At 40.9% G+C, this 23,855-nt stretch carries 26 protein-coding genes and 2 pseudogenes; 15 read left to right on the forward strand and 13 right to left on the reverse strand.

Annotation, left to right across the window (positions count from 1 at the left end; genetic code table 11):
* Positions 1–54: 54 nt before the first annotated feature.
* Positions 55–210 (forward strand): annotated as a pseudogene (locus HWQ43_RS28855) (NAD(P)H-quinone oxidoreductase subunit O); the annotation flags it as partial.
* Between the two features lie 100 nt (positions 211–310).
* A pseudogene (mdh, locus tag HWQ43_RS28860) lies at positions 311–1,333 on the forward strand (malate dehydrogenase).
* 113 nt (positions 1,334–1,446) lie between these two features.
* Here mdh and HWQ43_RS28865 read toward each other — a convergent pair.
* Both HWQ43_RS28865 and HWQ43_RS28870 read right to left on the reverse strand, forming a co-directional pair.
* Positions 1,447–1,779, reverse strand: coding sequence for a translation initiation factor (locus tag HWQ43_RS28865; RefSeq protein ID WP_292740042.1), 333 nt, complete (start codon positions 1,777–1,779; stop codon positions 1,447–1,449).
* Between the two features lie 90 nt (positions 1,780–1,869).
* A complete protein-coding gene (locus tag HWQ43_RS28870; RefSeq protein WP_292740044.1) occupies positions 1,870–2,364 on the reverse strand; it encodes a hypothetical protein in 495 nt (164 codons plus the stop codon).
* 338 nt (positions 2,365–2,702) lie between these two features.
* Here HWQ43_RS28870 and HWQ43_RS28875 point away from each other — a divergent pair, with 338 nt between their 5' ends.
* The 3 genes from HWQ43_RS28875 (at position 2,703) to HWQ43_RS28885 (ending at position 6,893) form a co-directional block, all read left to right on the forward strand.
* Complete coding sequence (locus HWQ43_RS28875) at positions 2,703–3,359, forward strand: hypothetical protein (RefSeq protein WP_292740045.1); 657 nt, start codon at positions 2,703–2,705, stop codon at positions 3,357–3,359.
* A 215-nt stretch (positions 3,360–3,574) separates the two neighbouring features.
* Positions 3,575–5,482 carry a hypothetical protein gene (locus HWQ43_RS28880; protein WP_292740047.1) on the forward strand — a complete coding sequence of 636 codons (1,908 nt, stop codon included), beginning with the start codon at positions 3,575–3,577 and terminating at the stop codon, positions 5,480–5,482.
* 10 nt (positions 5,483–5,492) lie between these two features.
* A complete protein-coding gene (locus tag HWQ43_RS28885) occupies positions 5,493–6,893 on the forward strand; it encodes a DUF1802 family protein (RefSeq protein ID WP_292740049.1) in 1,401 nt (466 codons plus the stop codon).
* A gap of 200 nt (positions 6,894–7,093) precedes the next feature.
* On the opposite strand, the gene HWQ43_RS28890 is transcribed toward HWQ43_RS28885, so the two are convergent.
* The 4 genes from HWQ43_RS28890 to HWQ43_RS28905 all read right to left on the reverse strand — a co-directional run bounded on the left by HWQ43_RS28890 (position 7,094) and on the right by HWQ43_RS28905 (position 8,518).
* A complete protein-coding gene (locus tag HWQ43_RS28890) occupies positions 7,094–7,396 on the reverse strand; it encodes a type II toxin-antitoxin system RelE/ParE family toxin (protein WP_292740051.1) in 303 nt (100 codons plus the stop codon).
* Positions 7,393–7,659, reverse strand: coding sequence for a type II toxin-antitoxin system ParD family antitoxin (locus tag HWQ43_RS28895; RefSeq protein ID WP_292740053.1), 267 nt, complete (start codon positions 7,657–7,659; stop codon positions 7,393–7,395). Before HWQ43_RS28895 ends, HWQ43_RS28890 begins: the two co-directional genes overlap by 4 nt.
* Before the next feature lie 182 nt (positions 7,660–7,841).
* A complete protein-coding gene (locus HWQ43_RS28900) occupies positions 7,842–8,204 on the reverse strand; it encodes an aspartyl protease (protein WP_292740055.1) in 363 nt (120 codons plus the stop codon).
* Positions 8,201–8,518 carry a hypothetical protein gene (locus HWQ43_RS28905; RefSeq protein WP_292740057.1) on the reverse strand — a complete coding sequence of 106 codons (318 nt, stop codon included), beginning with the start codon at positions 8,516–8,518 and terminating at the stop codon, positions 8,201–8,203. Before HWQ43_RS28905 ends, HWQ43_RS28900 begins: the two co-directional genes overlap by 4 nt.
* A gap of 544 nt (positions 8,519–9,062) precedes the next feature.
* Between HWQ43_RS28905 and HWQ43_RS28910 the strand changes: the two genes are divergently transcribed.
* Complete coding sequence (locus HWQ43_RS28910; protein WP_292740059.1) at positions 9,063–9,722, forward strand: Nif11-like leader peptide family natural product precursor; 660 nt, start codon at positions 9,063–9,065, stop codon at positions 9,720–9,722.
* Between the two features lie 296 nt (positions 9,723–10,018).
* Here the strand turns inward: HWQ43_RS28910 and HWQ43_RS28915 are convergent, their stop codons facing one another.
* The 3 genes from HWQ43_RS28915 to HWQ43_RS28925 form a co-directional block, all read right to left on the reverse strand.
* Complete coding sequence (locus HWQ43_RS28915) at positions 10,019–11,605, reverse strand: glucose-6-phosphate isomerase (RefSeq protein ID WP_292740061.1); 1,587 nt, start codon at positions 11,603–11,605, stop codon at positions 10,019–10,021.
* 273 nt (positions 11,606–11,878) lie between these two features.
* Positions 11,879–12,136, reverse strand: a complete 258-nt coding sequence (locus HWQ43_RS28920) for a cytotoxic translational repressor of toxin-antitoxin stability system (protein ID WP_174712487.1) — start codon at positions 12,134–12,136, stop codon at positions 11,879–11,881.
* Positions 12,137–12,197: 61 nt separating this feature from the next.
* Entirely contained in the window at positions 12,198–12,395 is a 198-nt protein-coding gene (locus HWQ43_RS28925) for a hypothetical protein (RefSeq protein WP_104907481.1), read from the reverse strand.
* Between the two features lie 265 nt (positions 12,396–12,660).
* Between HWQ43_RS28925 and HWQ43_RS28930 the strand changes: the two genes are divergently transcribed.
* Together HWQ43_RS28930 and HWQ43_RS28935 are read left to right on the forward strand one after the other, a co-directional pair.
* Positions 12,661–13,794, forward strand: a complete 1,134-nt coding sequence (locus HWQ43_RS28930; protein ID WP_292740065.1) for a branched-chain amino acid ABC transporter permease — start codon at positions 12,661–12,663, stop codon at positions 13,792–13,794.
* A complete protein-coding gene (locus tag HWQ43_RS28935) occupies positions 13,784–14,566 on the forward strand; it encodes an ABC transporter ATP-binding protein (RefSeq protein WP_292740067.1) in 783 nt (260 codons plus the stop codon). Before HWQ43_RS28930 ends, HWQ43_RS28935 begins: the two co-directional genes overlap by 11 nt.
* A gap of 324 nt (positions 14,567–14,890) precedes the next feature.
* Here the strand turns inward: HWQ43_RS28935 and HWQ43_RS28940 are convergent, their stop codons facing one another.
* The 4 genes from HWQ43_RS28940 to glpX all read right to left on the reverse strand — a co-directional run bounded on the left by HWQ43_RS28940 (position 14,891) and on the right by glpX (position 18,750).
* Positions 14,891–15,481, reverse strand: a complete 591-nt coding sequence (locus HWQ43_RS28940) for a Uma2 family endonuclease (RefSeq protein ID WP_292740069.1) — start codon at positions 15,479–15,481, stop codon at positions 14,891–14,893.
* A 43-nt stretch (positions 15,482–15,524) separates the two neighbouring features.
* Positions 15,525–16,085, reverse strand: a complete 561-nt coding sequence (locus tag HWQ43_RS28945) for a metalloregulator ArsR/SmtB family transcription factor (RefSeq protein WP_292740071.1) — start codon at positions 16,083–16,085, stop codon at positions 15,525–15,527.
* 108 nt (positions 16,086–16,193) lie between these two features.
* Positions 16,194–17,480 (reverse strand): glutamyl-tRNA reductase, encoded by a 1,287-nt coding sequence (locus tag HWQ43_RS28950; RefSeq protein WP_292740073.1) that lies wholly within the window; start codon positions 17,478–17,480, stop codon positions 16,194–16,196.
* Between the two features lie 232 nt (positions 17,481–17,712).
* On the reverse strand, positions 17,713–18,750 hold the full coding sequence (gene glpX / locus HWQ43_RS28955; RefSeq protein WP_099102172.1) for a class II fructose-bisphosphatase: 1,038 nt from the start codon (positions 18,748–18,750) through the stop codon (positions 17,713–17,715).
* Positions 18,751–19,105: 355 nt separating this feature from the next.
* On the opposite strand from glpX, the gene HWQ43_RS28960 reads away from it, so the two are divergent.
* The 7 genes from HWQ43_RS28960 to grxD all read left to right on the forward strand — a co-directional run bounded on the left by HWQ43_RS28960 (position 19,106) and on the right by grxD (position 23,791).
* Entirely contained in the window at positions 19,106–19,678 is a 573-nt protein-coding gene (locus HWQ43_RS28960; RefSeq protein ID WP_292740075.1) for a DUF981 family protein, read from the forward strand.
* A gap of 47 nt (positions 19,679–19,725) precedes the next feature.
* Positions 19,726–20,040, forward strand: coding sequence for a glutaredoxin 3 (grxC, locus tag HWQ43_RS28965; protein WP_292740077.1), 315 nt, complete (start codon positions 19,726–19,728; stop codon positions 20,038–20,040).
* Between the two features lie 223 nt (positions 20,041–20,263).
* Positions 20,264–20,749 carry a tRNA adenosine(34) deaminase TadA gene (gene tadA, locus HWQ43_RS28970; RefSeq protein WP_292740079.1) on the forward strand — a complete coding sequence of 162 codons (486 nt, stop codon included), beginning with the start codon at positions 20,264–20,266 and terminating at the stop codon, positions 20,747–20,749.
* A 112-nt stretch (positions 20,750–20,861) separates the two neighbouring features.
* Positions 20,862–21,617, forward strand: a complete 756-nt coding sequence (locus HWQ43_RS28975; RefSeq protein WP_292740081.1) for a 1-acyl-sn-glycerol-3-phosphate acyltransferase — start codon at positions 20,862–20,864, stop codon at positions 21,615–21,617.
* Positions 21,618–22,287: 670 nt separating this feature from the next.
* Complete coding sequence (locus HWQ43_RS28980; protein ID WP_094349511.1) at positions 22,288–22,896, forward strand: hypothetical protein; 609 nt, start codon at positions 22,288–22,290, stop codon at positions 22,894–22,896.
* 226 nt (positions 22,897–23,122) lie between these two features.
* A complete protein-coding gene (locus HWQ43_RS28985) occupies positions 23,123–23,380 on the forward strand; it encodes a BolA family protein (RefSeq protein ID WP_094349510.1) in 258 nt (85 codons plus the stop codon).
* Positions 23,381–23,467: 87 nt separating this feature from the next.
* Positions 23,468–23,791 (forward strand): Grx4 family monothiol glutaredoxin, encoded by a 324-nt coding sequence (gene grxD / locus HWQ43_RS28990; protein WP_094349509.1) that lies wholly within the window; start codon positions 23,468–23,470, stop codon positions 23,789–23,791.
* Positions 23,792–23,855: the final 64 nt, after the last annotated feature.

Consider the following 23,855-nt stretch of genomic DNA (forward strand, 5'->3'; position numbering starts at 1 on the left):
TACGCACGGATCTAACTGAGAGGTGCGGGGAATAATATCCCCCATCGACTCAACCAGGCTAAAGCCAGTGATCCTCGCTTTCCTTCTTATTTGTTTGAAACCAAGGGCGAAATTGTAGATGTCAAAGGTGATTACGCCCTGATTAAGTTTGGGAAAGTACCAACACCAAATGTTTGGTTACGTGTGGATCAACTTGAAGAGTTTAAATAAGTAAAAAGAATTCAGAAGTCATAATTCAGGAGTCAGAATTCAGAATTCAGCATTTATTCTGACTCCTGAATTCTTGTTGATAAAAATCGCATCTTAATTTATGTCTTCTTCCCCTAGCTCCCCAATTGTCTGTAATTTACCTCGTGTCACCATCGTGGGTGCGTGTAGGGTTGGCAGTACTTTAGCTCAACGGGTTGCAGAGAAAAACCTGGCAGATGTAGTTTTACTAGATATTATTACGGGAATGCCTCAAGGTTTGGCGCTGGATTTGATGGAAGCCAGGGGAATTGAAATACATAATCGCCAGATTATTGGCACAAATAATTATGCTGATACATCTGGTTCTCAAATTGTGGTGATTACTGCCGGACTTCCCCGAAAACCAGGGATGAGTCGGGATGATTTGCTGAAAACCAATGCCAAAATTGTGGTGGAAGCTGCAAAAAATGCGTAGGCGTAGCCCGTCGTAGACATCGCTCATTCTCCCAATGCTATTTTTATTGTCGTCACCAACCCGTTAGATGTGATGACTTATTTAGCTTGGCAAGCAACAGGTTTACCACGCGTAGACCGAAGGGGCTTGTCGCTAGACATCGCATTATGGGTATGGCTGGTGTCTTAGATTCCGCCCGTTTTGAAACCTTCATTGCCCTAGAATTGGGCGTTTTACCTGCTGATGTCAAAGCAATGGTATTGGGTAGCCACGGCGATTTAATGGTTCCCTTGTCTCGTTATGCTACCGTTAACGGCATTCCCATTACTGAATTGCTGGATGCAGCCACAATTGAACACTTGGTAAAAAGAACTCGCAACGGTGGCGCCGAAATTGTGGAATTGATGCAGATGGGTGGTGCTTTTTTTGCTCCAGCATCGGCTACTAGTGTGATGGTAGAATCGATTTTATATAAATCAGTCGCGGTTGTTGCCTGTAGCGGCGTATCTGCAAGGTGAATACGGTTTAGATGATGTTGTAATTGGTGTTCCCTGCCGATTGGGATGCGGTGGAATTGAGAGTATTTTGGAATTGACGCTGACTGATGAAGAAAGAGAGGGTTTGCATACTTCGGCTCGATCTGTGCGTCAAAATATTGAGCGATCGCAGGAAATAATTCGTAATTTTTAATTTGTATAAATAGTAGTCAAAATAAAAAGCAGTAGGTTCAAATCCCACTGCCTTATTTGTTATTCCAAAATTCATCACCCGATGAAAACCAATATCACCAGATTGGTTTTGCGTTAACGGCGAGAATCCTGATCTGCGGGGTCGCCGTAGGGGTCTTCGCTGGCTGGCCGTACATCACCAAACTCCCCTGTGTCGGCGGGGTCGCCATAAGGGTCTTCGCTAGCTGGACGTACATTACCGTAAGATGAGATATCTGCGGGATCGCCGTAGGGGTCTTCACTGGCTGGGCGGACATCGCCGTAAGATGCCGGGTCTGCGGGATCGCCGTAGGGATCTTCGCTGGCTGGACGTACATCGCGATCGCGGAATTCGGCATCTTGATCGGCTTGATCGCTGTTTGATCCCAAAAGTAAGTCTTTCGCCTTTCGGAAAAATTCATTTACCATAATCTGTCTCCTGATTTAAGTTCGTGTTTCCGACGGGCGCGATCGGCGTTATCCTCCAGGAAACCCGCTTTATACACACGCTTCGCCGATCTAGAGTGCTGGAGCTGCGGATGAAGTTATACCAGTGAGATCGCGACCTGTAGCACTCCGGTTATAGCCTTGGAATTCCCGATATTTTTGTGCTTCAGATTCTGGTACTCTAATTCCTTCTGATGGTGGCGTTACCCAGTGAGCGCGATGTTCAGCATCACGATAATATACACGCCCATTCTTGGATAGATAGTATTTACCTTGCGCTCCTTCTTGCGGAGCATTTTTATGTTGGTTGTACATATAGTAAAGTGCCGCAGCTCCTGCCAAAAGTGCCACTTTTTGCCCTGTACCCAATCCTTTCTTAACTTCAGTTTGGCTTGTAGTCTTGCGATCGCTTACTGTTCTACCAATGGTGTCATCTACTGGTGGTGGAACATTAGCCTTTTGGGAACCGCCTCCGCAACTACTCAGCAAGGGCACCATTAACAATGCCGAAAGCAGCACTGCAAATAGACGCGAAACTATTTTACGTTCTTTATATATTGTGTTCATTGGATTTCGTTCTCACCTGTATTTGCTAAAAGCCTTGCTGTTGCAAAAACAAAGTTGGAATTCCTGTTATTTCGCTTGGATTTGAAAAAACATATACCACTTAATTTACAACTGCACAGCTACAGCGTTTCTCTTTTATATTCGTGGATTTTCTCAAGTATTCCATCCCGCCTTTGAGAGAAATCGTATTCATCCCAAGGAAATATATTATTGATTTTTTATGAGTCTATTTAGCTGAAACGCCGAAATATTCAGCAATTTCTCGGTTATTTTTTCTGCATAAATAACTTAGAAAGATACAGTTACTATGATGCTTTCTGCCAAAAAATATACTCAATATGACATTAAAAAACACTAGCACTCGTCTTCTTTTGGCTTTGTGGGATTTGGGAGGAATGCAGCAGGAAGTTAAGAAGGGTCAACTCACTAAGCGAATTGTATCCAAAAGCCAAAAGGTAGCAGATTATCAGGGCATATTCGAGGAATTACAGAAGCAGGGTGCGATCGCAATCTCCAAAAAGGGATATTCTCTGACATCTGGCAAGGGTTTAGAGGTATTGAGTGAGGGTTTGAGAAGTGGCGAGTTTAAGTTTGAAGGGACAATTGTCGGTACTTGGGCGGCGAATGCGTTGGTGAAGTGGATTAGTCAGGTTGATGTGGCGGTAGATAGTGCAGATGTACCAGTTAATGGGAAGGATGTGTTAGCTAAGCTTTCATCTTATGACGAGTTTAAGTCAGTGGCGTTGGAAGTCTACGACAAGTTGAACTATGAATACAACTTTAATAATCTAGTGCCAATTTATCGCATTAGAAGAGGAATTGGTGATCGCGTGAGTCGTACAGAGTTTAATGATTGGCTGCTGGAAACGCAAGCTAACGATATTTTGCAACTACAGGGCGGGAGTGTAGAAGACAGCGCACCCGACAAAATTGAAGATTCGGTAGCTACAGAATTAGATGGATTACGCTGCTACGCCACACGTCTGAAACCTTAAAGGATGTTTGAAAAGTATTGGGCGAATAGAATTCGCTACTACACAAACTAAGTCCACCTCCGTGGACTAATACAAAATCAAGGGTTTTCTAACCCACGGAGGTGGGTTTTGACTGTATAGCCGCGACTTCTAGTCGCCCGGCTAGTAATAAATTAGACTTTTCAAATAACCTCTTAAACCTTATTTGACTCTTCATACATTAACTTCACAACACTATGACTGTCACCGCATCTACCATTGATGATCTGATTCAAAATCAAAACCCTTTTGCAGGACATATTGTGGTCAGACCCCAACAAATATGGGGTAAAAGTTTTCCTGATGTTCCCTCAATTAATGCTCATGCTTCTAATGCAGTTTTTGATGCTGTTGATAAAGTCAGTAAAGGAAAACGTGAAACTGTAGGTATCACAATTACAGCAGAAAAAGGGTTAGGTAAAAGCCATATTATTAGTAGGATTCGCCATCGATTACAGACAGAAGATAGTAGCTTATTTATCTATATGAGTAAGTATGATAACTTGAATCAAATTAAGTCTCTATTTCTGCAAAGTGTCGCCTCCAGTCTCAGAGCTTTTGGTAGTCAAAAAGTAATGCAATGGCAGGAAATTGCAGCAGCTTTAATTAACGAAGCAAAGCAATGGAACTATACGCCACAACAGTATATTAATATGTATCCAGGTTGGTTGAGCCAACACTCAACTAAAGCTATAGTTCATCTAACAGAAAGTGTTCTGAAAGTCAAGCCTGAAATAACCAACTCTTACATAGTTAAAGCAATTTTGTGGACACTTTCTCCAGTCCATATTAATTATGCAAGCTATTGGTTATCTGGTTTAGAATTAGCACAATCACAAGCTGAAGCAATGGGATTGCCAAATCCTAAAAGCGAGGATAGAGAAGGTGAAGCATTAAGCAATGTTCGTCAAATTCTAGATATCACTAGCTATTATCGAGTTCCAGTGATTTGTTTTGACGAATTAGATATTGCAGATGCTGCTGATAATGGATTTTTAGCAGCACAAGTTATCGCAAACTTAGTTAAGGATTTATATAACAGTCTTAAACAAGGTGTTTTACTGTTAGCAATGTATCCTCGTACCTGGGAAGACCAAATCAAGGCTTTACCAGAAGCTGAAGCAGTTGTTGATAGATTAGCAAGTGAACAAGCTGATAGGCAACCAATTGCATTAAAGTATCTAAATTCTGATGATATTGTTGCTCTAGTTAGTCAATGGTTACAAGATTTTTATGAGGAACATCAACAAACCCCGCCTCATCCTCTTTATCCATTTGATGAAACTAAACTCAGAGAGCTTGGTAAGAGTAGACCTACAGTTAGGTCAGTTTTGAAATGGTGTGCAGAGAATTTTGTACCTAATTCTCCTATTATTGATAATCCGACAAATTCAACAACAAACACTACAACAACTACTAAATCTACAACAATCCATACGGTTCAACCATACTTCGATAATGAATTAGCAAATGTTGAGGTTTCTATTGATTCATTAATGGAAGAAGAAGCAACAATTACTGACGCTCTTTGGGTGGCTTTCAATAGTTTAATAGGTGAAACTGTAGAGGGAGTAACAATCGAATCAATTCAAGAAGTAGAGCCTAGTGCAGCAAATAATGGCTTTATGGATTTCAAAATTATCGGCAATAAGAATAAAGTGAGGATTGGATTAGATGTAGTTCAGCAAGATCGCACTGTTATAGGTGCTGCCTTGGGACGACTAATTGATTACAAAACATTTAACCTAACTCGCGGTTGCTTAGTGCGTTCAAAGATAATTAGTCAAAATGCAGTATTAGCTAGAAAGCATTTAAGATTACTTTTGCAACAAAAGGGTGGAGAATGGGTAGCCTTGCAAAGCCAAGACATTAAACCTCTTTTAGCTATCTATTTTGTTTGGTATAACAGTGAGAGTTACGACCTGACAGATGAACAGATATTTGATTTTATTGGCCAAGAAAAACTAGCAATAAATAATCCTTTGATTAGAGAAATACTCAGCGATCCATCTGGGCAAGAACCTACTAATTTAACTGATGATGGATTACCTATTAGTATTCCTCAAAGTGTTGCTAATGCTGATAATATCGCCCTCAATCTATAGCTAACTATAAATGAATCAGCAGTTTTCAATTCCAACAGCACTATGTCTACCCGTCCCTGATATTGAAGCCTTAATACAGGGGCGAACAATTGCAGCTTTACCCAGGATGTTTATTCGTCCTGGGCAGAGATTTGCACTTTATCCTGCTGATTCTTCAGCTTCAATTAAAGCTTGGGCTAAATGTGAGCTTTGCCAAATTTTAGACGAGACTAAACCATTAGAAATTTTGTCTAAATTAACAATATGGACACCACAAGTATTAAAGGAGATACTACAAAAACAACAATATCTTTTCCTGGCTTACTTGCGCGTCTATCAGTTACCTCAGTTACAAGAAATATCAGTTAATCCCAACATTCAGGAAAAGCTAGGAAAATTTGTTAGTTTACCTAATTCTCTAACGGTTTCGGAAGCAACACCTATATTAAACGATCGCACCTTCGCCCAACGCAAACACCAATTAGAAAAGCTAGAACCCTCGCTGTATCATGAATTGGAAGAATTGCAGAGTGCGATCGCATCCCTAAGCATTAGCCAACCAGCAGCTAAACAATTAGATGACGATATGAAGGTATTCTTAGGTTGGAGTAGTGAAAAGCTAATTAAGCAACCCGATCCAGATTTAGCTTGGATAAATAATATTGCAGCATTGGGTAATCGTAGCAAACAAGAAGATGAGTGGAAAAATAATTATCAAGCTGGGACAGATTTTGAAAATATAGTGCGTGATAGCTTAGAGTTTCTAGGATTTACGATTGACTATGCTCACAAAGGCGGTGCTGGTGGTTTAGATTTATTTTGTTCTAAACCATATCCGCTTTTTGGTGAGTGTAAAGCAGGTAAAAAAATTCCCAATCCTACCGCAGTGCAACTGTTGAATTTGGGAACACTACGCCGACCAGACCTTTTTAATCAAGCCACTAAATTAATTATCGGCCCTGGTCAAGCAACAACCCAACTACAGGACGCTGCAAAAGTACACAATATGGCTATCATTAATCCAGAAACGCTTGAGAAGTTAGTTAAATTGCAAAGCAACCATCGTAACTCAATAGACTTATTTAAGCTAAAAGAATATTTAAAAGCAGGTCAATCTGATGAGGAAGTAGAAAAATATATTGACCAAGTTTATAAAGAGATGAGTCTGCGATCGCAGATTATCACAGTAGTCAAAGAACTCTCTGAACAAGATAACCAAAGTTCAAAAGCTACACATCAAGGTTTCACAGTTACAGAAACTCGTGTTCATTATAATGCCAATACCACTCATAACCCCAAGCTAAATGATGAAGCAGTTCACGATTTACTGATAGAACTTTCCTCACCCTTAACAGGCTACTTAGGGCGAATTAAGGGTAGTGATTGGAAGAGCGATCGCTTTTACTTTCTCCGCAATTTACTTATTAACTAAAGATAGTAAAATCTATCTCTTTTCTTCTCTCTGCGTTTTCTGCGTCTTCTCTCCGAGACGCTGCGCGAAGGCGGCTCGTTTCAAAATAACTGAAGTGCGTAGGCGTAGCCAGCCATAGTTATCGCTTTTACTTTCTGAGTGATTGATTAACGAATCTAAAATAAGCTAGGAGATAATTAGCAATAAACTCAAATATCAACTTACTCATCTGATTCTGCAAATAAAGATTCCAAATTTTGATAACCACTAACTACACGGACAATTTCAATTCCATTATTTATAAGTCGATAAAGAACAATATAATTATCCAAAGGAACACCGCGCAAATCAGGTTTAATATTTCCGTAGCTACGTCCCATCTTGGGAAAATTAGCTAAATATTTACACTTTTTCTCAAACTTATTAATAAAATCCTCCCCAGCATCAATATTTATCTTGACAAAATAATCAATAATTTCTGATAAATCTTGACTGGCTTTTGGAGAGATGATATGTTGCTTCATCCTTGTAATTCTCTTGCTTTACGCAGTTTTTCTCGCAATTGTTCAACTACAACTTTCCCATCAATCCCTTCCCCTCTATCCAGTTGATCGATAGCAACCTCAACTTTGTCGCGTGTTTCTTCAACCCATTGCTGATAACCTTTTTCCCACTCTAATAGCAACTTCAATGCTTTACTAATAACTTCTTCAGGATTCGCATATCTACCTGTAGCAATTTGCGCTTGGATAATTTGCTCAAGTTCAGGTTTAATTTGGATATTCATGATTTATATTCCTATTTATTGACAGATTTAACCTTATTGTAACAATATTTAAATTCAAAGAATTTGAATAGCGATCGCTTTTACTTTCTCCGAGATTTACCTATTAACTAAATATAGTAAATTTTTTTACTTATGCTTTATCTGGGTATCTGCTATTCATTTAAAAATAACTGCGATCGCAGTTATCCTAAAGTTAATATACCAGCCTGATAATTCACCACCAACGGCAGAATTTTTAGCCATTCTGAGCCTAACAATACTTCCGTAATTTCATTGCCCACATAAACGTTAATTTCATACTCTTGTTCGTTTAATATCACCTTGCCTAAATAAATATCAAATCTTGATTCTCCCTTAGCAGCTCGTAAAGATTCCTCACCGATATAAAACCAGTCTAGACCCTCTAAATCTTGTTTGTTAATAGCCATAAAGCCTGTAAAACCAGTATCCAACATAGCATCTACAGGCAAATCTAATCCATCAGATGTAATCAAATCAATTTCAAAAAATAGTTGCCCATTATCTCCAAAATCCCCTTGAATCATATTGTGCCAGTTGTTCCTGTTTCATTTAAACAGAATACACAATGTCTACTATTTGAGTATTTTTCAAGGGATTTTTTATGAGCTTGCATTTTATCCACATCAATTAAGTAATCACCACTATTTGGCTCTACTGCAATATACCAGCCATAGTGCTCCTTAATCAAATCGGGACGTACACGCTCAAAAATTTCCCGACAGCGCTGATAAAATGCCTCATCTTCAGCTTTGCGTCTAGCAAGTTCTTCTGGTGGTAAAATTCGTTCTGGAAAGATTCTGCCTCGACGTGCAGGTTGTTTTGCAGTTGATTCAGCCATAGTAATTAGCCCTATTTGTTAATGCTGTCTTAACTTTATTTTACAGAAATATAAAGGCGATCACTTTAACTTTAGTTTACAGGAAGATACAGGCGATCGCTTTGATGAACTAGATAATTATACTGAAGTTTATAGTCTTTAAAAGTACTTTTATTTTTTCTTTTAACTTCTCTATAAGACGCTATACGCAGCTTTCTTCTCCGTAGTAGTATGCACTTCGTTTCAAAATAACTAAAGTGCAGATTGCTTTACAGTTAATTCCTTCATGAATAATTAATACTATCTATTGACTTAATTTTATTTTATGAGAAGCAATAATAATCTTAGGCACAGCCCACCTGAAAGCATCGCAATCTTTTATCTTTATCTCAGTAAATATTATTTATAGTGATAAACTTTACTAAAAATTTACACTTAACCACTGTGTAACTTCATTTACATTAGATAATGCTCTATTACTGTCGAATAAATACATTATACTTACTACACTGGTGTTCATTAATCACAAACCTCTAACAAGTTGAAAACTTAGGCAAGATGACCCATGTATTATCAAATTTGGAATTTCTTTCTTAAAGAAGATAAATACATTTATTGGAAAGAAAAAATCAAAGTTAACAAAAACTTTGACAAAGTTACATGGCAAAAAAATATTGATTTCTTGTCATTAGTAGAGCAAACTTTCCAGTTAAAAAGTCAACTAGCAGAAACCGATAGCCTTGAACCGTTTCTTAAGTTAGCAAGAGAAAACGGTTATAATTTGACCGCAGAAGAACTTGGCTGGTTTCTAGTTACGAGAAGACAGATTTGGGATCTTTTTGATTTTGCACAAAAAACGCCATCTCTCAAAGAAAAATTACTAATAGCTAAAGAGCCACAGCAGTTCATCGACATCGCTGCCGAAAATGGCTATTACTTTTCTGTAGATGAGTTAGCTTGGCTGCTAATTGACATCAAATCATCATCAAATTTAGTATCTATTAACAACAGCGTTGGAGAGATTCTCACAGTATCAAGCTATGGCAGAATTGAAACAGGATACTGGATTTGGTTAGCAGAACACTGGGGAATTGTGCCACCATTTTGTCATCGGGATAAACCCAGTACTTTCTTATGTCAAAATCTCAACAATCCTTTTTTACCCGATCGCTGTTTCTTACCCAAGAGTTACTTTAATCAACGCCTGATGGCAATTCATAATTAAAATAATTCGTAGTTAGGCAAAGGAAGAGAAGAAAGCAATACTTAACTCAACAGTATTGAGTTATGAAACTTAATTACGAATTACGTTAGCGCAGCGGTAGCGAGTCCGCGTACTCTTACAGAGAAGCAAGCTACGCTTTTAGCGTCTCGTAGAGAGCGTCATTACGAATTACGAACTATACATACAGTGAAGCATCCTAGACAGAAGATATATCTTCTATTTAGGATGCTTCACAATAAAAAATTGTTGTCTCAACAACAATTCTGGACAAAATGTGAGAATTTAGACTAAAGCTATCAGCTAGCAGAAACGGTCAAACTACCGGGTTTCTGAAGATCGCCTTGTAAAACGACACCCCGCTGATTGGCATGGATGTGACGCAAAATCTTGTAAATTGCCTCAACTTGGTCTGATGCGCCTGCCTTCTCGGCGAGTTCGTCAAGAGAAAGGGGAGTTTTTTCTTTTTGTAGCACTGCTACCACTCGTGTTTGCAAATCAAGAATGGAGGCGGCAGCTTTTTTGCCAGCTTCTACTCCTGGTTGATGGTAGGCGTTGACGTTGACCAAACTAGCATATAAACCAACAGCACGTTCATACAAAGCAATTAATGCCCCTACAGTTCGGGGATTAACTTGGGGAATCGTGACTGTAATCGAATCGCGGTGATTTTCATAAAGCGCTTGTCGGGTTCCTTGGAGAAAACCGGAAAGATAATCGCCTGATGTAACTCCTGGATCTATTTCAGTGGATGGACCTTGACGATCTTCCAACACTTCGATGAAGGTAGCAAAGAAATTCGCTACACCCTCGCGTAACTGCTGGACATAAGCGTGTTGATCTGTTGAGCCTTTGTTGCCGTAGACGGCGATACCTTGATGGACAACGTTGCCATCTAAGTCTTTTTCCTTACCCAAGGATTCCATCACCAGCTGTTGCAAATAGCGACTGAATAAAAATAAGCTGTCCTTGTAAGGTAGGACAACCATATCTTTTTCGCCCTTTCCATTACCTGCAAAGTACCAAGACAAAGCAAGCAAGGCTGCTGGGTTATTTTTCACATCTGGGACGCGGGTAGCGTCATCCATCTCTTTTGCGCCATCTAGGATAGCACGGACATCAATGCCCTGTAATGCCGCTGGTACTAGCCCTACAGCAGACATTTCTGAGGTGCGTCCTCCTACCCAGTCATACATCGGAAATCTCGCCAACCAGCCTTCATCTTTGGCCAGCTTATCGAGGTTGCTATCAACGCTGGTAATTGCTACCGCATATTGAGCAAATTCCAAATTGTGTCCGGCGTAGGCTTTTTTAACTTCAATCATGCCGTTGCGAGGTTCTGGCGTTCCCCCAGATTTGGAGATCACCAAAACCAAAGTGCTGGCGAGGCTATTCCGTAGATGATTGAGAACGCGATCGATACCTGCGGGATCGTTGTTATCGATAAAGTGAAGTTTCAGGGGTGGGAAATCAGGAGCGAGAGCTTCCGCGACAAATTGGGGGCCGAGAGCGGAACCACCAATGCCGATGGAGATAATATCCGTGAAGCGGCTTGCTCTGGGAGGATGAATAGCACCTGTTTGGACTTTTTCCGCAAAGGCTTCGATTAGTTCTAGGGTTTGGACTATTTCTTGTGTAAGTTCTGGAGCTGGCGCTAAATCAGGATTTCGCAGCCAGTAATGTCCAACCATGCGGTTCTCGTCGGGATTTGCGATCGCACCCTTCTCTAGTTGAGCCATATCCGCAAACGCCTTGTCAAACTTCGGCCGCAACGAATCCACGAAGGCATCATCGAACCGCATCCGACTTATGTCTAAGTACAGTCCCAATCCCTCGTGGAAATATAACCAGTTTTGGTATCTTTGCCAAAGTGCCCTAGCATCCATAGGGAAATCTCAAATAAAGTGTTATTTCAAAAACCAGTTTAATGTAAGGTTATAGCGATCCCTGCCTAGCCTTATACAGTTTACAGTTTTAAGTGTTCCCTTGACCGTGCCAATTTTAGATTTTAGATTTTAGATTTTAGATTAAAAATTATTTCGGTTGATGCCCCGCACTTCTTTACCAGACGCTACCGCGAACGTGCCAAGAAAGCGAACGTGGGTGGAACAAATCCAAAATCCGCAATTCCAAAATCCAAAATTGATTGACTCTTGACTTTAAACATCTGGCATAGGGATGACACGCAGAAATTTCACAATTTCACCCCTAATTTCTATACCAATCAGGTAATTATCCAGGGTGAAGCGGTGAAAAATGCCTTCATTATCAAGCTGTCGCAGTTCTTTTAGATCACTCAGTTGCCACTTTTGGGCTAACTCAATAAAAACAAAATCATGCACCCGCTCGTAGGCGGCAGGTTCTAAATTCTTCAGGTCTAGCAAAAAAGACCTGGCATAGCGCATTTCCAGACTCACTGGGCGTTACCTTCACCAAAACTTGAGGGGCCACTGTCACTAGCTCAAAAGCGCTGCTGAATCAGAAAAACATCAACAGTCTTACCGCTTCTTCGTGGGTTAAAATATCCCACGGTTGCTGCGATCGCTTGACTTTTTGTATGGCTTTAAGCATATAAAAGTCATAATGTAAAGCTTCGAGAACGTTCCAAATATCTTGCAAATCGTCATCGCCTAACTGCTCGATTAAGTGATGCATTCTAAGTCGCAGCAAATTCATACGTTAATTATTCCCTACAACCAAACACCAACAATAAATAGTATTCCCATAAAATTAGCTACGCTCAAGCTACGCTAAAATTTATTCGCCCGGCGAGGAGGGCAAAGGGGCACAAGGGGGACAAGGTGACAAAAGTTTAGAACTTATAACAAGTCTTTCTCCTTGTCCCCAAGTCCTCTTTCCCATGCCCAATTCCCAATTCCCAATTCCCAATGCCCAATTCCCAATTCCCAATTCCCAATTCCCAATTCCCAAATAATTTAATATGGTTGACTATCTCATTTTCTTAGCAATTTCTACAGCACTTTTTGCTCTATTCGCACTAGGACTGAATTTACAGTGGGGCTTTACAGGATTAATTAACTTTGGTCATATTGCTTTCATGACTCTGGGAGCATATACAACGGTATTGTTAAGCTTAAAGGGCGTACCTCTACTTATATCGGCACTGGCTGGGGCAATTGTCGCCGCCTTATTGGGTTTGATAATTGGTTTTGTCACTCTCCGCTTACGAGAAGATTATCTAGGAATTGTCACCATTGGCACGGGCGAATTAATTCGTTTGGTGGTAAACAATCAGGAATTACCTGTGGGTGATACTTGGATTTCTGGGGCGTTTGGTGTACAAAGTTATCCCATACCCCTATCCACAGAACCAAGTTTGTTTGTCAGATTAATAATGATTGCGCTTTTAACGCTCCTGGCTGCTGTAACTTTCTTTACATTGTGGCGATGGATTCGTACCACTCAAATATCTCGGACTACTGATTTAGGCAAAAGGACGACTAGCAAGCAAGAATTTATATCCCGCTTGGGTGTGGGAATTGTGTTAGCACTTTTGGCGGCAGCGATTTATATTTCTGGGGTAATCGGACTGTATAACTACAACCCAAAAGCGGGTTTAATGCTGGTGTTACTGCTGGTTTTAGCATTTGTATACTGGCGGTTAGAAATTTTGGTGCGATCGCCTTGGGGTAGAATTCTCAAAGCCATCCGTGAAGATGAAGAAATTCCCAAAGCGCTGGGAAAAAATGTATTTTGGTATAAATTACAATCTCTCATGCTTGGAGGTGCGATCGCAGGTATCGCTGGTGCTTTCTTCGCTTGGCAACTCAGCGCCATTTACCCCGATAATTTTCAACCGCAGATCACCTTTGACACTTGGATTATGGTGATTTTAGGCGGTTCTGGGAATAATGTTGGCACAATTGTAGGTGCGGTAATTTTCTTTGCTTACGATGCGCTGACGCGAGAAGTCTTACCCAGAATCGTTTCCCTTGATGAAGCACGTTTGGGCGCATTTCGCATCATGGTAATCGGACTAATTTTGATGGTACTGATGATTTGGCGTCCTCAAGGTATCTTAGGGAAAAAAGAGGAACTCACCCTTGGTAAATAACTATTCATCCCCACTTCCCCTTCTGGCAGCCACTGGACTTTCTAAAAGCTTTGGTGGTGTCAAAGCAGTTAATGAGGCCAGAATCGAAGTTGCTAAAGGCAGCATTACGGGCTTGATTGGCCCCAATGGTGCTGGTAAAACTACTTTATTTAACTTACTCTCGAACTTCATTCGTCCCGATAAAGGACGAGTGATTTTTGACGGCGAACCGATTCACAATTTGCAACCATATCAAATCGCCCAGCAGGGAGTAATACGCACCTTTCAGGTTGCACGGACTCTCTCGCGGTTGTCGGTGTTAGAAAATATGCTGCTAGCGGCGCAAAAACAAACAGGTGAAAATTTTTGGCAGGTGCAGTTGCAACCGCACATTGTCGCTAAGGAAGAAAAGCAACTGCAAGAGCGAGCAATGTACTTATTAGAATCAGTGGGCTTGGTAAAAAAAGCACACGATTACGCTGGTTGCTTATCTGGTGGACAACGCAAGCTGCTAGAAATGGGACGGGCGCTGATGACTAATCCTAAGTTAATTTTGTTGGATGAACCAGCTGCTGGGGTGAATCCGAAACTGATTGATGATATTTGCGATCGCATTATCACTTGGAACCGTCAAGACGGAATGACCTTTCTGATTATTGAACATAATATGGATGTGGTTATGTCCTTGTGCGATCGTGTTTGGGTGCTTGCTGAAGGGCAGAATTTAGCTGATGGTACGCCAGCAGAAATTCAAACTAATCCCAAAGTTCTAGAAGCTTATTTGGGAAAATAGAGTGTGATTGACTTTCTGTTTATGCAATGTATTTAGCGAGCGGACTTTGGACAAATAAAAGTACATAAATACTGTTACTTGTTCAAAGTAAAACTGAACTTTATCGCTCTACAGGCGAAGCGAGAGTTTTAGAAAATGGCGATATTTTAACCATAACAGAACTTTTTCCGGGTTGGGAATTGCCTATTACTGAATTGTGGCCTCCTATATTTACGGAGGAAGAAACACAAATTGAGTGAAGGAGTTTGGTAGCTACTCGCTAAACAATCTCAAGTTAATTTTGTTGGATGAAACATCTGCTGGGGTGAATTGGAGGTTGATTTTTCAATCTTCGTTATTTTCTGCAAAATTGACTTGTTCGTAAAGGTCACGCAAATCAATTTGAAAATCAACCGTTTGCAGTGATAAAGTTGCCGATTCGTGTTCAAGTTCAGTAAATGACCATTGACTTTCCGCAGTTTTTACATACTGCATCACATGATACTGATATTGGTCAATTAAAATATATTCCTTGAATTCTGGAATAGAGCGATAATAAAGAAACTTATCGCCTTGGTCATAATTTTTAGTCGATTTAGATAAAACTTCAGCAATTAACATCGGGTTCATAACCGTTGTTGTGCTGGTTCCCGTATAAGTAGGTTGTCCCTCAATCACCATCACATCAGGATATGTATGCTGCCGATAACGGGGTATCCACAAACGCACATCACCAATATAAACATCATAATTTTTACGCCTTAAAGCAATTTTTAAGGATGCAGCTAAATTCAAAGCAATTTTATTATGATTTGTAGTGCCACCCGTCATCGGTACAATTTCTCCATCACGGTATTCGCTTTTATATTCTGCCTTTTCTTCAATTTCTAAATATTCTTCAGGTGTGTAATAGAATTTTTGTGTTTCTAACTGCATAAAAATACAACCTATGATTGTGCGGTTTATTCATCTTTCATATCTATGTTGTACGCCAATAAATCCCATTTTCTCGCTGCATTAACTGGCAAGCAATCAACTCCCGTCGCAGGGTGGCGCAGTCAATATGGTAGCGTTTGAGAATATCATTTACTAGGCATTCAGGGTAGTTGACTCCTACATCAAACTGGTTTGCTAACCATTTGAGAATTACTAAGCGCTTTTTGCGACTAGCAGGAATTTCTTTGAGGCGATCGCCCTCGAAATAGTTTTTCAACACTTTGCTTTCCCAAGCCTCAGTATCCACATCCTCTATCAAGGATGCCATTTTCTCAGGTGTGAAAATTTCCTTACTAATGCTTTGCAAAGCCTCACTATCCAACTGGTACAGGCGGCTATTTCCTTCAGGACGCATTGTCACCAAATTTAGCTCTTTAAGTTTCGCTAAATGATGAGATACCGTCGGTTCCTTGAGTTGCAGTAGCACCGCCAATTCTTCGACGCTGCACTCCTGATTCGCCAGGATACCTACAATCTTCAATCGGCTATCATCCGCTAATGCCTTGAAAAAGCGCAGTAAGATGTTAAATTGCTCTGGTTGCATAACTAACTTCTAATTAGATGTCTATCTAATTAGAAGTATATCTAATTTAAAACTGGTTGGCTCAGAACCCCAACTTCTCACCAAAAGTCGGGGTTCTTGTTGTTTAATTTAACTAAACTGTTCCTCTGCATCTAGGTTGAACAGCATTTGCAGAGTTTGCATACAGCGCCGTCTAGCTTCCACATCTTGCTGCGATCGCAATTGCACCATCGGGTCATGTAAAATTTTATTGACAATTCCCCGTGTTAATGCTTCAATCACCTCTTGATGTTTATCGGCAAATTCCGAACCCAATCTCGACAAAGCTTTTTCTAATTCTTGTTCGCGGATGGTTTCGACTTTATTTCGCAGACAGCTAATAGTGCTAACAGTTTCTAAACTGCGCCACCAAATATCAAAGGCTTCTACTTCTTCCTCTAAAAGTTTCTCAGCTTCTTGTGCAATCTTCCGACGGCTTTCGTAGTTTTGCGCTACTACAGCCTTCAAATCATCCACATTAAACGCGTGCACGTTTTCCAATTCATTTACATCCGCATGAACATTACGCGGCACAGAAATATCAAATAACATTAGAGAGCGCTGAACTTCTAAAACCATTTCTAATTTGGCACGGTCAAGTATTGGCTCTGTTGCCGAAGTACTTGTAAACACCAAATCACTATCGGCAATTACGTTCATCATTTCCGATAGCGGATGAATATTGATCGGTTGTTGAGGGAATTGCTTTGTTAATTCTAAGGCGCGATCGCGAGAGCGATTTACAATACTAATTTCAACAGCACCTTTAGAAATGAGGTGTTGCACCAGCAGCCGTGACATTTTGCCAGCACCCAAAATTACCACTCGGCAAGCTGCCAAATTTGCCACTTTTATCTGTGCTAATTCCACAGCTGCCGAACTGATCGAGACAGCCCCAGTACCAATACTTGTTTCAGTGCGAACCCGCTTCCCAGCTGTCAGCGCTTGTTTAAATAATCGATTCAAAATGGTTTTTATACCGCTATATTGCTGTCCCAGTTTGTGAGTAGTCTTCACCTGAGCCAGAATTTGACCTTCTCCAAGTACCAGACTATCTAAACCACCTGCTACCCGCATCACGTGCATCACGGCATCATCATGGAGCAACATAAACAAGTGTTGTCGCAGAGAAATCACGGGCAATTTACTGTATTCCGCAAGAAACTGCGTTACTTCCCGAATACCTTGGTCTGCTTCACTGGTGACAATGTAAATTTCCAGGCGGTTACAAGTGCTAAGAATTGCAACTTCGTCAATATGGGGATAGCTGGCCAGTTGAGCGATCGCACTTTCAATTTGTGGTTCTGGAATGCTCAGTTTTTCCCGGACTTCTACTGGGGCTGTTTTATGGCTTAACCCCACCACTGCTATATTCATTTGCTAAATTGTAGTTACTAGTTGGTAGTTGGCAATCTGGCATTAAGTGAGAATAGGGAATGGGGAATTTTTGTTTATTGGTTGATAGTTTTCCAACCAATCATTAATCACTAACTACTAACTACTAACTACTATAAAGGTAAAGCTTTTTGGTGATGATTTTTCCCTTTTATAGAAACATTTCTTTCCAAATGCTTTACCTCTACTTTTACCATTCCCCATTCCCTAAAAATTAGTTCAGTTGGAGAACTTTTGGTTCACCAAACAAGTGAATTGTATCAACAAATCGAGCAGTTTTCGACTGGTTGGAAATTACCAAGCTTTGAGTTCTTGCCCCGTCTTTGAAGAAACGTACACCTTGCATGAGATTACCACTGGTAATGCCGCTAGCCGCGAACAGAATAGTTTTACCAGATGCTAGTTCATGAGCATCATAGACCTTATCGGGGTCATTAATATTCATAGACTTTAAGCGATCGATGTTGGCTTCTCTGCTTTCTCCAATCAGACCTGTTTTGACTATAGCTGGATCGTAGATCAGTTGACCTTGGAAGTGTCCACCCAAAGCACGCATTGCTGCTGCTGAGATTACGCCTTCAGGAGCAGCACCGATACCCATCAGAGCGTGGATATTGGTTCCAGCAAAACCGCAGCTTATAGCTGCACCCACATCACCGTCTGAAATTAGGGCAACTCTCGCTCCAGCCTCACGAATTTCCTTAATTAAATCGTTGTGGCGTTCGCGCTTCATTACTACCACAACAAGTTCTTCAATACCCCGGTCTAAAACCTCAGAGAGAATCTTCAGGTTTTCCGTGGCTGACTTGTTGATATCTACCTTGCCCTTAGCTGCGGGAGGTGCTGCTAACTTCTTCATGTAAAAGTCAGGAGCAGCAAATAATCCACCCTTTTCAGAAATTGCCAAGACAGCCATCGAACCAGGTTGTCCATAAGCTACCAAGTTGGTGCCTTCACAGGGATCAACGGCGATATCAATTTCAATTAATTCATCAGGGTTACAGACACTTTCGGCATTTGGTTGGGTACAGATACCAACTTCTTCCCCGATGTATAGCATAGGCGCGTCGTCACGTTCGCCTTCCCCAATCACAATGCGACCGCGCATGTGGATTTTATTCATCCGCTCCCGCATAGCTTCCACAGCTACCTGGTCAGCGATGTTTTTTTCGCCTTTACCCATCCACTTTGCAGATGCGATTGCGGCTTGCTCTACTACTTCAATAATCTCTAACCCAAGTGTATTTTCCACAGAGTTTGCCCTCTCAGCTGCTTGAATTTGCGTCGTTTCATCTGCCTATTTCAGTTTTCAAGTCTACCAAAGGGCGGATACACGTGGAAGAAAGTTAAGTTTTACTGCTAAATCGTTAGAAAAGTGCCAGTTAACACATCCTAATTTTTTACTCGTAACTACTCCAGTATAAAACGTGTTCACACGTAACTAAGTTAAAAACTTGCACAAATCGGTAACAGTCTATATCTAGAACATTGCTTTTCTTTAGTATCTATCTTTAGGTATAAAATAATAAATTAAAAAGCTGGTAAATTCACTAAAAAATAAAGAACGAGGCGCAGAGTAAATAACTTGTCAAATTCAGAGGTTAATCGTGTTTATCGACTACATCACCCTCATGTTAATCAACATGGTAGCTGGGTTATTTCTACTGGCTGACTATGTGTATCGTGGTATAGATAATTCTAATCAAAGACAGTGGATTCCGGGGTTTGGAATTACAGGTGCGATCGCACTCACGACTGGTTTACACATGAGCTTCACCTGGCCAGTAATGGGCAGCTTTAACATTGCCTTCGGTGAGACGAGTGTCCTATTTGGAATCTTGTTTATTGCAGCTGCGATCGCCCTGGCTCAAAATTGGGATTTATTGACAATAGCAATTTACGCCTTCTTTGCTGGTGCAGTTGCGATCGTAGTGGGTATTCGTATCATCAACTTGAATTTGACAAAGCAACCGCTTTTATCGGGAATCGGCTTTATTTTAACTGGATTAGGTGGTATTTTTGCAGCACCAACTCTTTATTGGAAAACCAACCGAACTTGGCGGCTAATTGGCGTAGCAGTGCTGATAGTAGCCGCTCTAATTTGGGCATTGACTGGATATTTGGCTTACTGGAATCATTTAGAGAGTTTCCAAAAGTGGGTTCCAGCGCCGATGCGGTAAGCAATGATCTAGGCTAGAGACATAGTTAAAACCTTGCTTAAAAAAATATGCTGGAATTTCTTAATCCCCTTTTAAATCGCCATCCAGAGCGAGTCAAAGCCAACGTCGAACTTTACACCTGGCAAACTTGTCCTTACTGCATTCGTGCCAAAATATTGCTGTGGTGGAAAGGTGTAAATTTTACTGAATACAAAATCGACGGCGACGAAGCAGCCAGAGCTAAAATGGCAGAACGCGCTAACGGCCGCCGTAGCGTACCACAAATTTTTATTAATAACCAGCATATTGGCGGCTGCGATGACCTATATCAGCTAGACACACAAAGTCAACTCGATCCCCTTTTAGCCCAAGCCGCTATTTAGAAATCAAATTAGCCCCCAACAATTTCTTTGGTGATGCAATGTTGGGCTATTTTGGATTTTAAATTGCTCGGTAAGCAAGTTCGTAGTAAGGACTTTAGTCCTTATTTTCTGAGTACTAAAATCCTTACTACCAAATTTTTCATTACTAGCTTGACAAAGTGCCAGAAAAGTGTAGCACAATTTTGCCCATCTTTAGGGCAAGGAATATCGAATTGATAAGAAGATGCTAACTAAGTATACGGAATATCTTATACATCAACAATGGATGAATTATGCCCTAGAATTAGCAAAAACAGCAGGTGAAGCAGGTGAAATCCCTGTAGGTGCTGTTATCATTGATTCAACAGGCAAATTGCTAGCACAAGGAGAAAACAGAAAAGAGCGCGACAAAGACCCTACCGCTCATGCGGAAATTCTCGCTATCAAGACAGCTGCAACAACTTTACAAAATTGGCATCTTAATGAATGCACCCTTTATGTAACTCTCGAACCTTGCCCGATGTGTGCAGGTGCAATCGTCCAATCACGACTAGGACTACTGGTATATGGAGTAGACGATACAAAAACTGGCGCAATTCGTACAGTTATTAACATACCCGATAGTGCTGCTTCTAATCACCGTCTCCAAGTAATCGGAGGCATTCTAGAGTCAGCTTGTCGTCGACAATTACAGTCTTGGTTTGCTACTAGGCGACGTAAGGTAAACTAACGGACAGAGGTAAAACTGTCCATCTAGTACCAGACAAGTCACGCAAGAGAATCTACGGTGTAACTAATCAGACTTTTCGTTAAATTTTACCCGTCAATCAGCTGCATCCGTCATGATGGAATTTTACTCTTCATCCGATACCTGCCAGCACATCCCAGCAAATCCTCCGGTAGATAGTACTACCTCAAGGGTTTCTCCTTGGTTAAGTCCCCTGGCATATTTATTAGGGCGTCACTGCCTATTACCATTATTCTTTGGACAAATTAGAATAACCGGACAAAAAAATATCCCTACAACTGGGCCTGTGATCCTTGCACCTACACATCGGGCGCGTTGGGATGCCTTGCTTGTACCCTACGCTACCGCTTGTCTGAGAAAGCAAGACTTGCGATTCATGGTGACTATTGACGAATGCCAAGGTTTACAAGGCTGGTTTGTTCGACGTTTAGGGGGGTTTCCTGTAAATTCTAAGCATCCGTCAATCCGCACGCTACGACATGGAGTAGAGCTACTTCAGCAGCAAAAAACCCTGGTAATCTTTCCAGAAGGCAACATTTTTCGTGATGGCCAAGTTCATCAGTTGAAACCGGGAATTGGTCGTCTTGCTTTGAGTGCTGAATCTAGTCATTCCGGGCTGGGAGTAAAAATTATACCCATAGGCATTAACTACAGCCAACCTTATCCCAATTGGGGTACAGATGTAAGTATTGACATTGGCTCCCCAATCAGAGTCGCCGATTATATGAATGGCTGTATAAAACAAGATGCAAAAAGCATCACAACTGATTTAGCAAAGGCACTGCAACAATTGAGCCATCAAGAAACAAAAGTTACTAATCACGCATTTGCAGAAATTACTAATTCTTGATGTAGTCAAACATCAAGATTACCTCTTAATCATTGACCGTGCATAATTCGGAAACTGCAACTTTTCAATATTTGACACTAATTGCTAACTGCTATATTCATCCGGAGTAAGTCAGAAAAGATTAGTAGTATTTTGCAACCTTTGAGGATGTATATATATAAATTACCCTCTATTGATAATATATTCAGCCAAATTGGCATTTTTTCGAACCAATAGCTAAATTAATTGTCTGCAAACTACTAAATTGCTGGATGATAAATATTTTCACATTTGGTCAGACAGTTAAATAAAAGTTGGGAAGCGCCGACTGAAGAGATCGCTATTCTGAACTAGTTTGGTGCGATGCCTACGGCGGGCTACGCCTACACAAATACTTCAAGCAGTGCCTTGGGAAAATTCTCCTGCCAAATATCCCAGTTAAGCTGAGATAATTATTGGGGAGAAAAGTAGGTACTCAGACAGATGGTGACGCACTCCAGCTTAGGTATCGCCGATCACAGCATATATAAGTTAGTTGGTATACAGGGGTAATGGGAACTCTATTAAACTGATTTTTAGTCTAAATCAGAGATACTTAGGATGTAACTTTGCTTTGTCCAAGACCAAAACAGAGTTAAGATACCCGAAGTTTCCATAACTCTTTTATATAGTTGTCGCACTAATTGATCCCATGAACACTGCTGTCGCTGTTACCTTGATGCACCGTACTGTTTTATCAGTTATAGCAGTCCTCAGCCTGCTATCACCTGTGAATGCTCAGGTATCACAGTCACCAGGCACTACCAGCCAACCACAACCCATTGACCCCAACGATCCTAATAACCTCCGTCCTATAACCGAAAGTAACAGCCTTTTGAGCATTGCAGGTGGCGATCGCTTAGTAAAAGATGCAGAACAAGCTGTTTCTGCTCAAAACTACACCTTAGCTGCCAAGAAACTGCAAGAAGCACGTCAAGTTTATAATCAGCTATCTAATTTTTATCAAGAGTTAAATTCTAGCTTTTCGGGAATTGACAACAGAGTTTCTGATTCTCAGCGTCAAAAAGCTCTATTAACAGCCCAAAAGCGAGATGAAGCCACCTTTCAGCTAGCATTGGTACATCGGGCACAAAATCAGCCAGAACTAGCTGTACCGTTGTTAGTTCAAATAATTAAAAGTCAAAACCCGACACGGGATTTAGGCAAGAAAGCCTATAAACAGTTGTTTGAGCTGGGTTTTGTTGATTCTCCCTATCCCAGAGAAGGTGGTAATTCATCCTCTTCATCCCCAAAAAAATAAATTAAATTTTTGTTGCCTGTTTTTCCCTATCCCCATCTCCCTAACCAGTTGCTTGGGAACGCCCCAGTGCTAGGATAGAGCTATCCGCCGTAACCAAAACCTGAGCATTCTCAAAAATACACCTCAAAGGCGCGTGTATCTACAGCCTTGCCAAAGCCTGAAGTTGGCACAGGCATTTGCTCTATATCTGTTAATAATAGAAAAGTAAGTTTTTTCAGGAATTGCGATGATTAGTCCGCAACAGGTTGAGGAAATGATCAAGGCGGGACTGCCAGACGCACAGGTTCAGGTGCAAGACTTGACTGGTGGCGGCGACCACTATCAGGTGACAGTAGTTTCATCGCATTTTGCAGGTAAAGGACTAGTGCAACAGCACCAGTTGGTTTATGGTGCGTTGGGTCAAGCTATGTCAACTGAAGCGATTCATGCCTTGGCGGTGAAAACATACACTCCCGAAGCTTGGCAAGCAACAGCAGCTTCGTAAATAAGAGTCAGAAGTTAGGAGTTATGAATTTTGACTCCTCACTTCTCACTTCTCACTGTTGAATCCAACATAGGAAACACAAATACCATGACACCAGAACTCAAAGACAAAATTGATAGCTTGCTACAAGAAAACAAGATTTTAGTTTTCATGAAGGGAAACAAGTTAATGCCCCAATGTGGTTTCTCTAATAACGTTGTGCAGATTCTCAATACCTTGGGAGTTCCCTTTGAGACGGTTGACGTTCTCTCAGACCCGGAAATCCGTCAAGGTATTAAAGAATACTCTAGCTGGCCGACAATTCCCCAAGTGTACATCAATGGTGAATTCCTTGGCGGTTCTGACATTTTGATTGAACTGTACCAAAAAGGTGAATTGCAGGAAAAGGTAGAAGTAGCATTAGCTTCGTAATCTCTCTTTACCCAAGCTAAAGGCTATGCTGCTGAATTTGCGTTTCGCAATCAAGGCAATGTGC

Origin of the sequence: Nostoc sp. JL31 (assembly GCF_017114965.1) — a bacterium.
GTDB lineage: Bacteria > Cyanobacteriota > Cyanobacteriia > Cyanobacteriales > Nostocaceae > Nostoc > Nostoc punctiforme_A.

Coding starts and splice junctions, on each gene's coding strand:
- HWQ43_RS28865 (WP_292740042.1), bottom strand. CDS start 1,779: ATGGTAAATGAATTTTTCCGAAAGGCGAAAGACTTACTTTTGGGATCA.
- HWQ43_RS28870 (WP_292740044.1), bottom strand. CDS start 2,364: ATGAACACAATATATAAAGAACGTAAAATAGTTTCGCGTCTATTTGCA.
- HWQ43_RS28875 (WP_292740045.1), top strand. CDS start 2,703: ATGACATTAAAAAACACTAGCACTCGTCTTCTTTTGGCTTTGTGGGAT.
- HWQ43_RS28880 (WP_292740047.1), top strand. CDS start 3,575: ATGACTGTCACCGCATCTACCATTGATGATCTGATTCAAAATCAAAAC.
- HWQ43_RS28885 (WP_292740049.1), top strand. CDS start 5,493: ATGAATCAGCAGTTTTCAATTCCAACAGCACTATGTCTACCCGTCCCT.
- HWQ43_RS28890 (WP_292740051.1), bottom strand. CDS start 7,396: ATGAAGCAACATATCATCTCTCCAAAAGCCAGTCAAGATTTATCAGAA.
- HWQ43_RS28895 (WP_292740053.1), bottom strand. CDS start 7,659: ATGAATATCCAAATTAAACCTGAACTTGAGCAAATTATCCAAGCGCAA.
- HWQ43_RS28900 (WP_292740055.1), bottom strand. CDS start 8,204: ATGATTCAAGGGGATTTTGGAGATAATGGGCAACTATTTTTTGAAATT.
- HWQ43_RS28905 (WP_292740057.1), bottom strand. CDS start 8,518: ATGGCTGAATCAACTGCAAAACAACCTGCACGTCGAGGCAGAATCTTT.
- HWQ43_RS28910 (WP_292740059.1), top strand. CDS start 9,063: ATGTATTATCAAATTTGGAATTTCTTTCTTAAAGAAGATAAATACATT.
- HWQ43_RS28915 (WP_292740061.1), bottom strand. CDS start 11,605: ATGGATGCTAGGGCACTTTGGCAAAGATACCAAAACTGGTTATATTTC.
- HWQ43_RS28925 (WP_104907481.1), bottom strand. CDS start 12,395: ATGAATTTGCTGCGACTTAGAATGCATCACTTAATCGAGCAGTTAGGC.
- HWQ43_RS28930 (WP_292740065.1), top strand. CDS start 12,661: ATGGTTGACTATCTCATTTTCTTAGCAATTTCTACAGCACTTTTTGCT.
- HWQ43_RS28940 (WP_292740069.1), bottom strand. CDS start 15,481: ATGCAGTTAGAAACACAAAAATTCTATTACACACCTGAAGAATATTTA.
- HWQ43_RS28945 (WP_292740071.1), bottom strand. CDS start 16,085: ATGCAACCAGAGCAATTTAACATCTTACTGCGCTTTTTCAAGGCATTA.
- HWQ43_RS28950 (WP_292740073.1), bottom strand. CDS start 17,480: ATGAATATAGCAGTGGTGGGGTTAAGCCATAAAACAGCCCCAGTAGAA.
- grxC (WP_292740077.1), top strand. CDS start 19,726: ATGCTGGAATTTCTTAATCCCCTTTTAAATCGCCATCCAGAGCGAGTC.
- tadA (WP_292740079.1), top strand. CDS start 20,264: ATGCTAACTAAGTATACGGAATATCTTATACATCAACAATGGATGAAT.
- HWQ43_RS28975 (WP_292740081.1), top strand. CDS start 20,862: ATGATGGAATTTTACTCTTCATCCGATACCTGCCAGCACATCCCAGCA.
- HWQ43_RS28980 (WP_094349511.1), top strand. CDS start 22,288: ATGAACACTGCTGTCGCTGTTACCTTGATGCACCGTACTGTTTTATCA.
- HWQ43_RS28985 (WP_094349510.1), top strand. CDS start 23,123: ATGATTAGTCCGCAACAGGTTGAGGAAATGATCAAGGCGGGACTGCCA.
- grxD (WP_094349509.1), top strand. CDS start 23,468: ATGACACCAGAACTCAAAGACAAAATTGATAGCTTGCTACAAGAAAAC.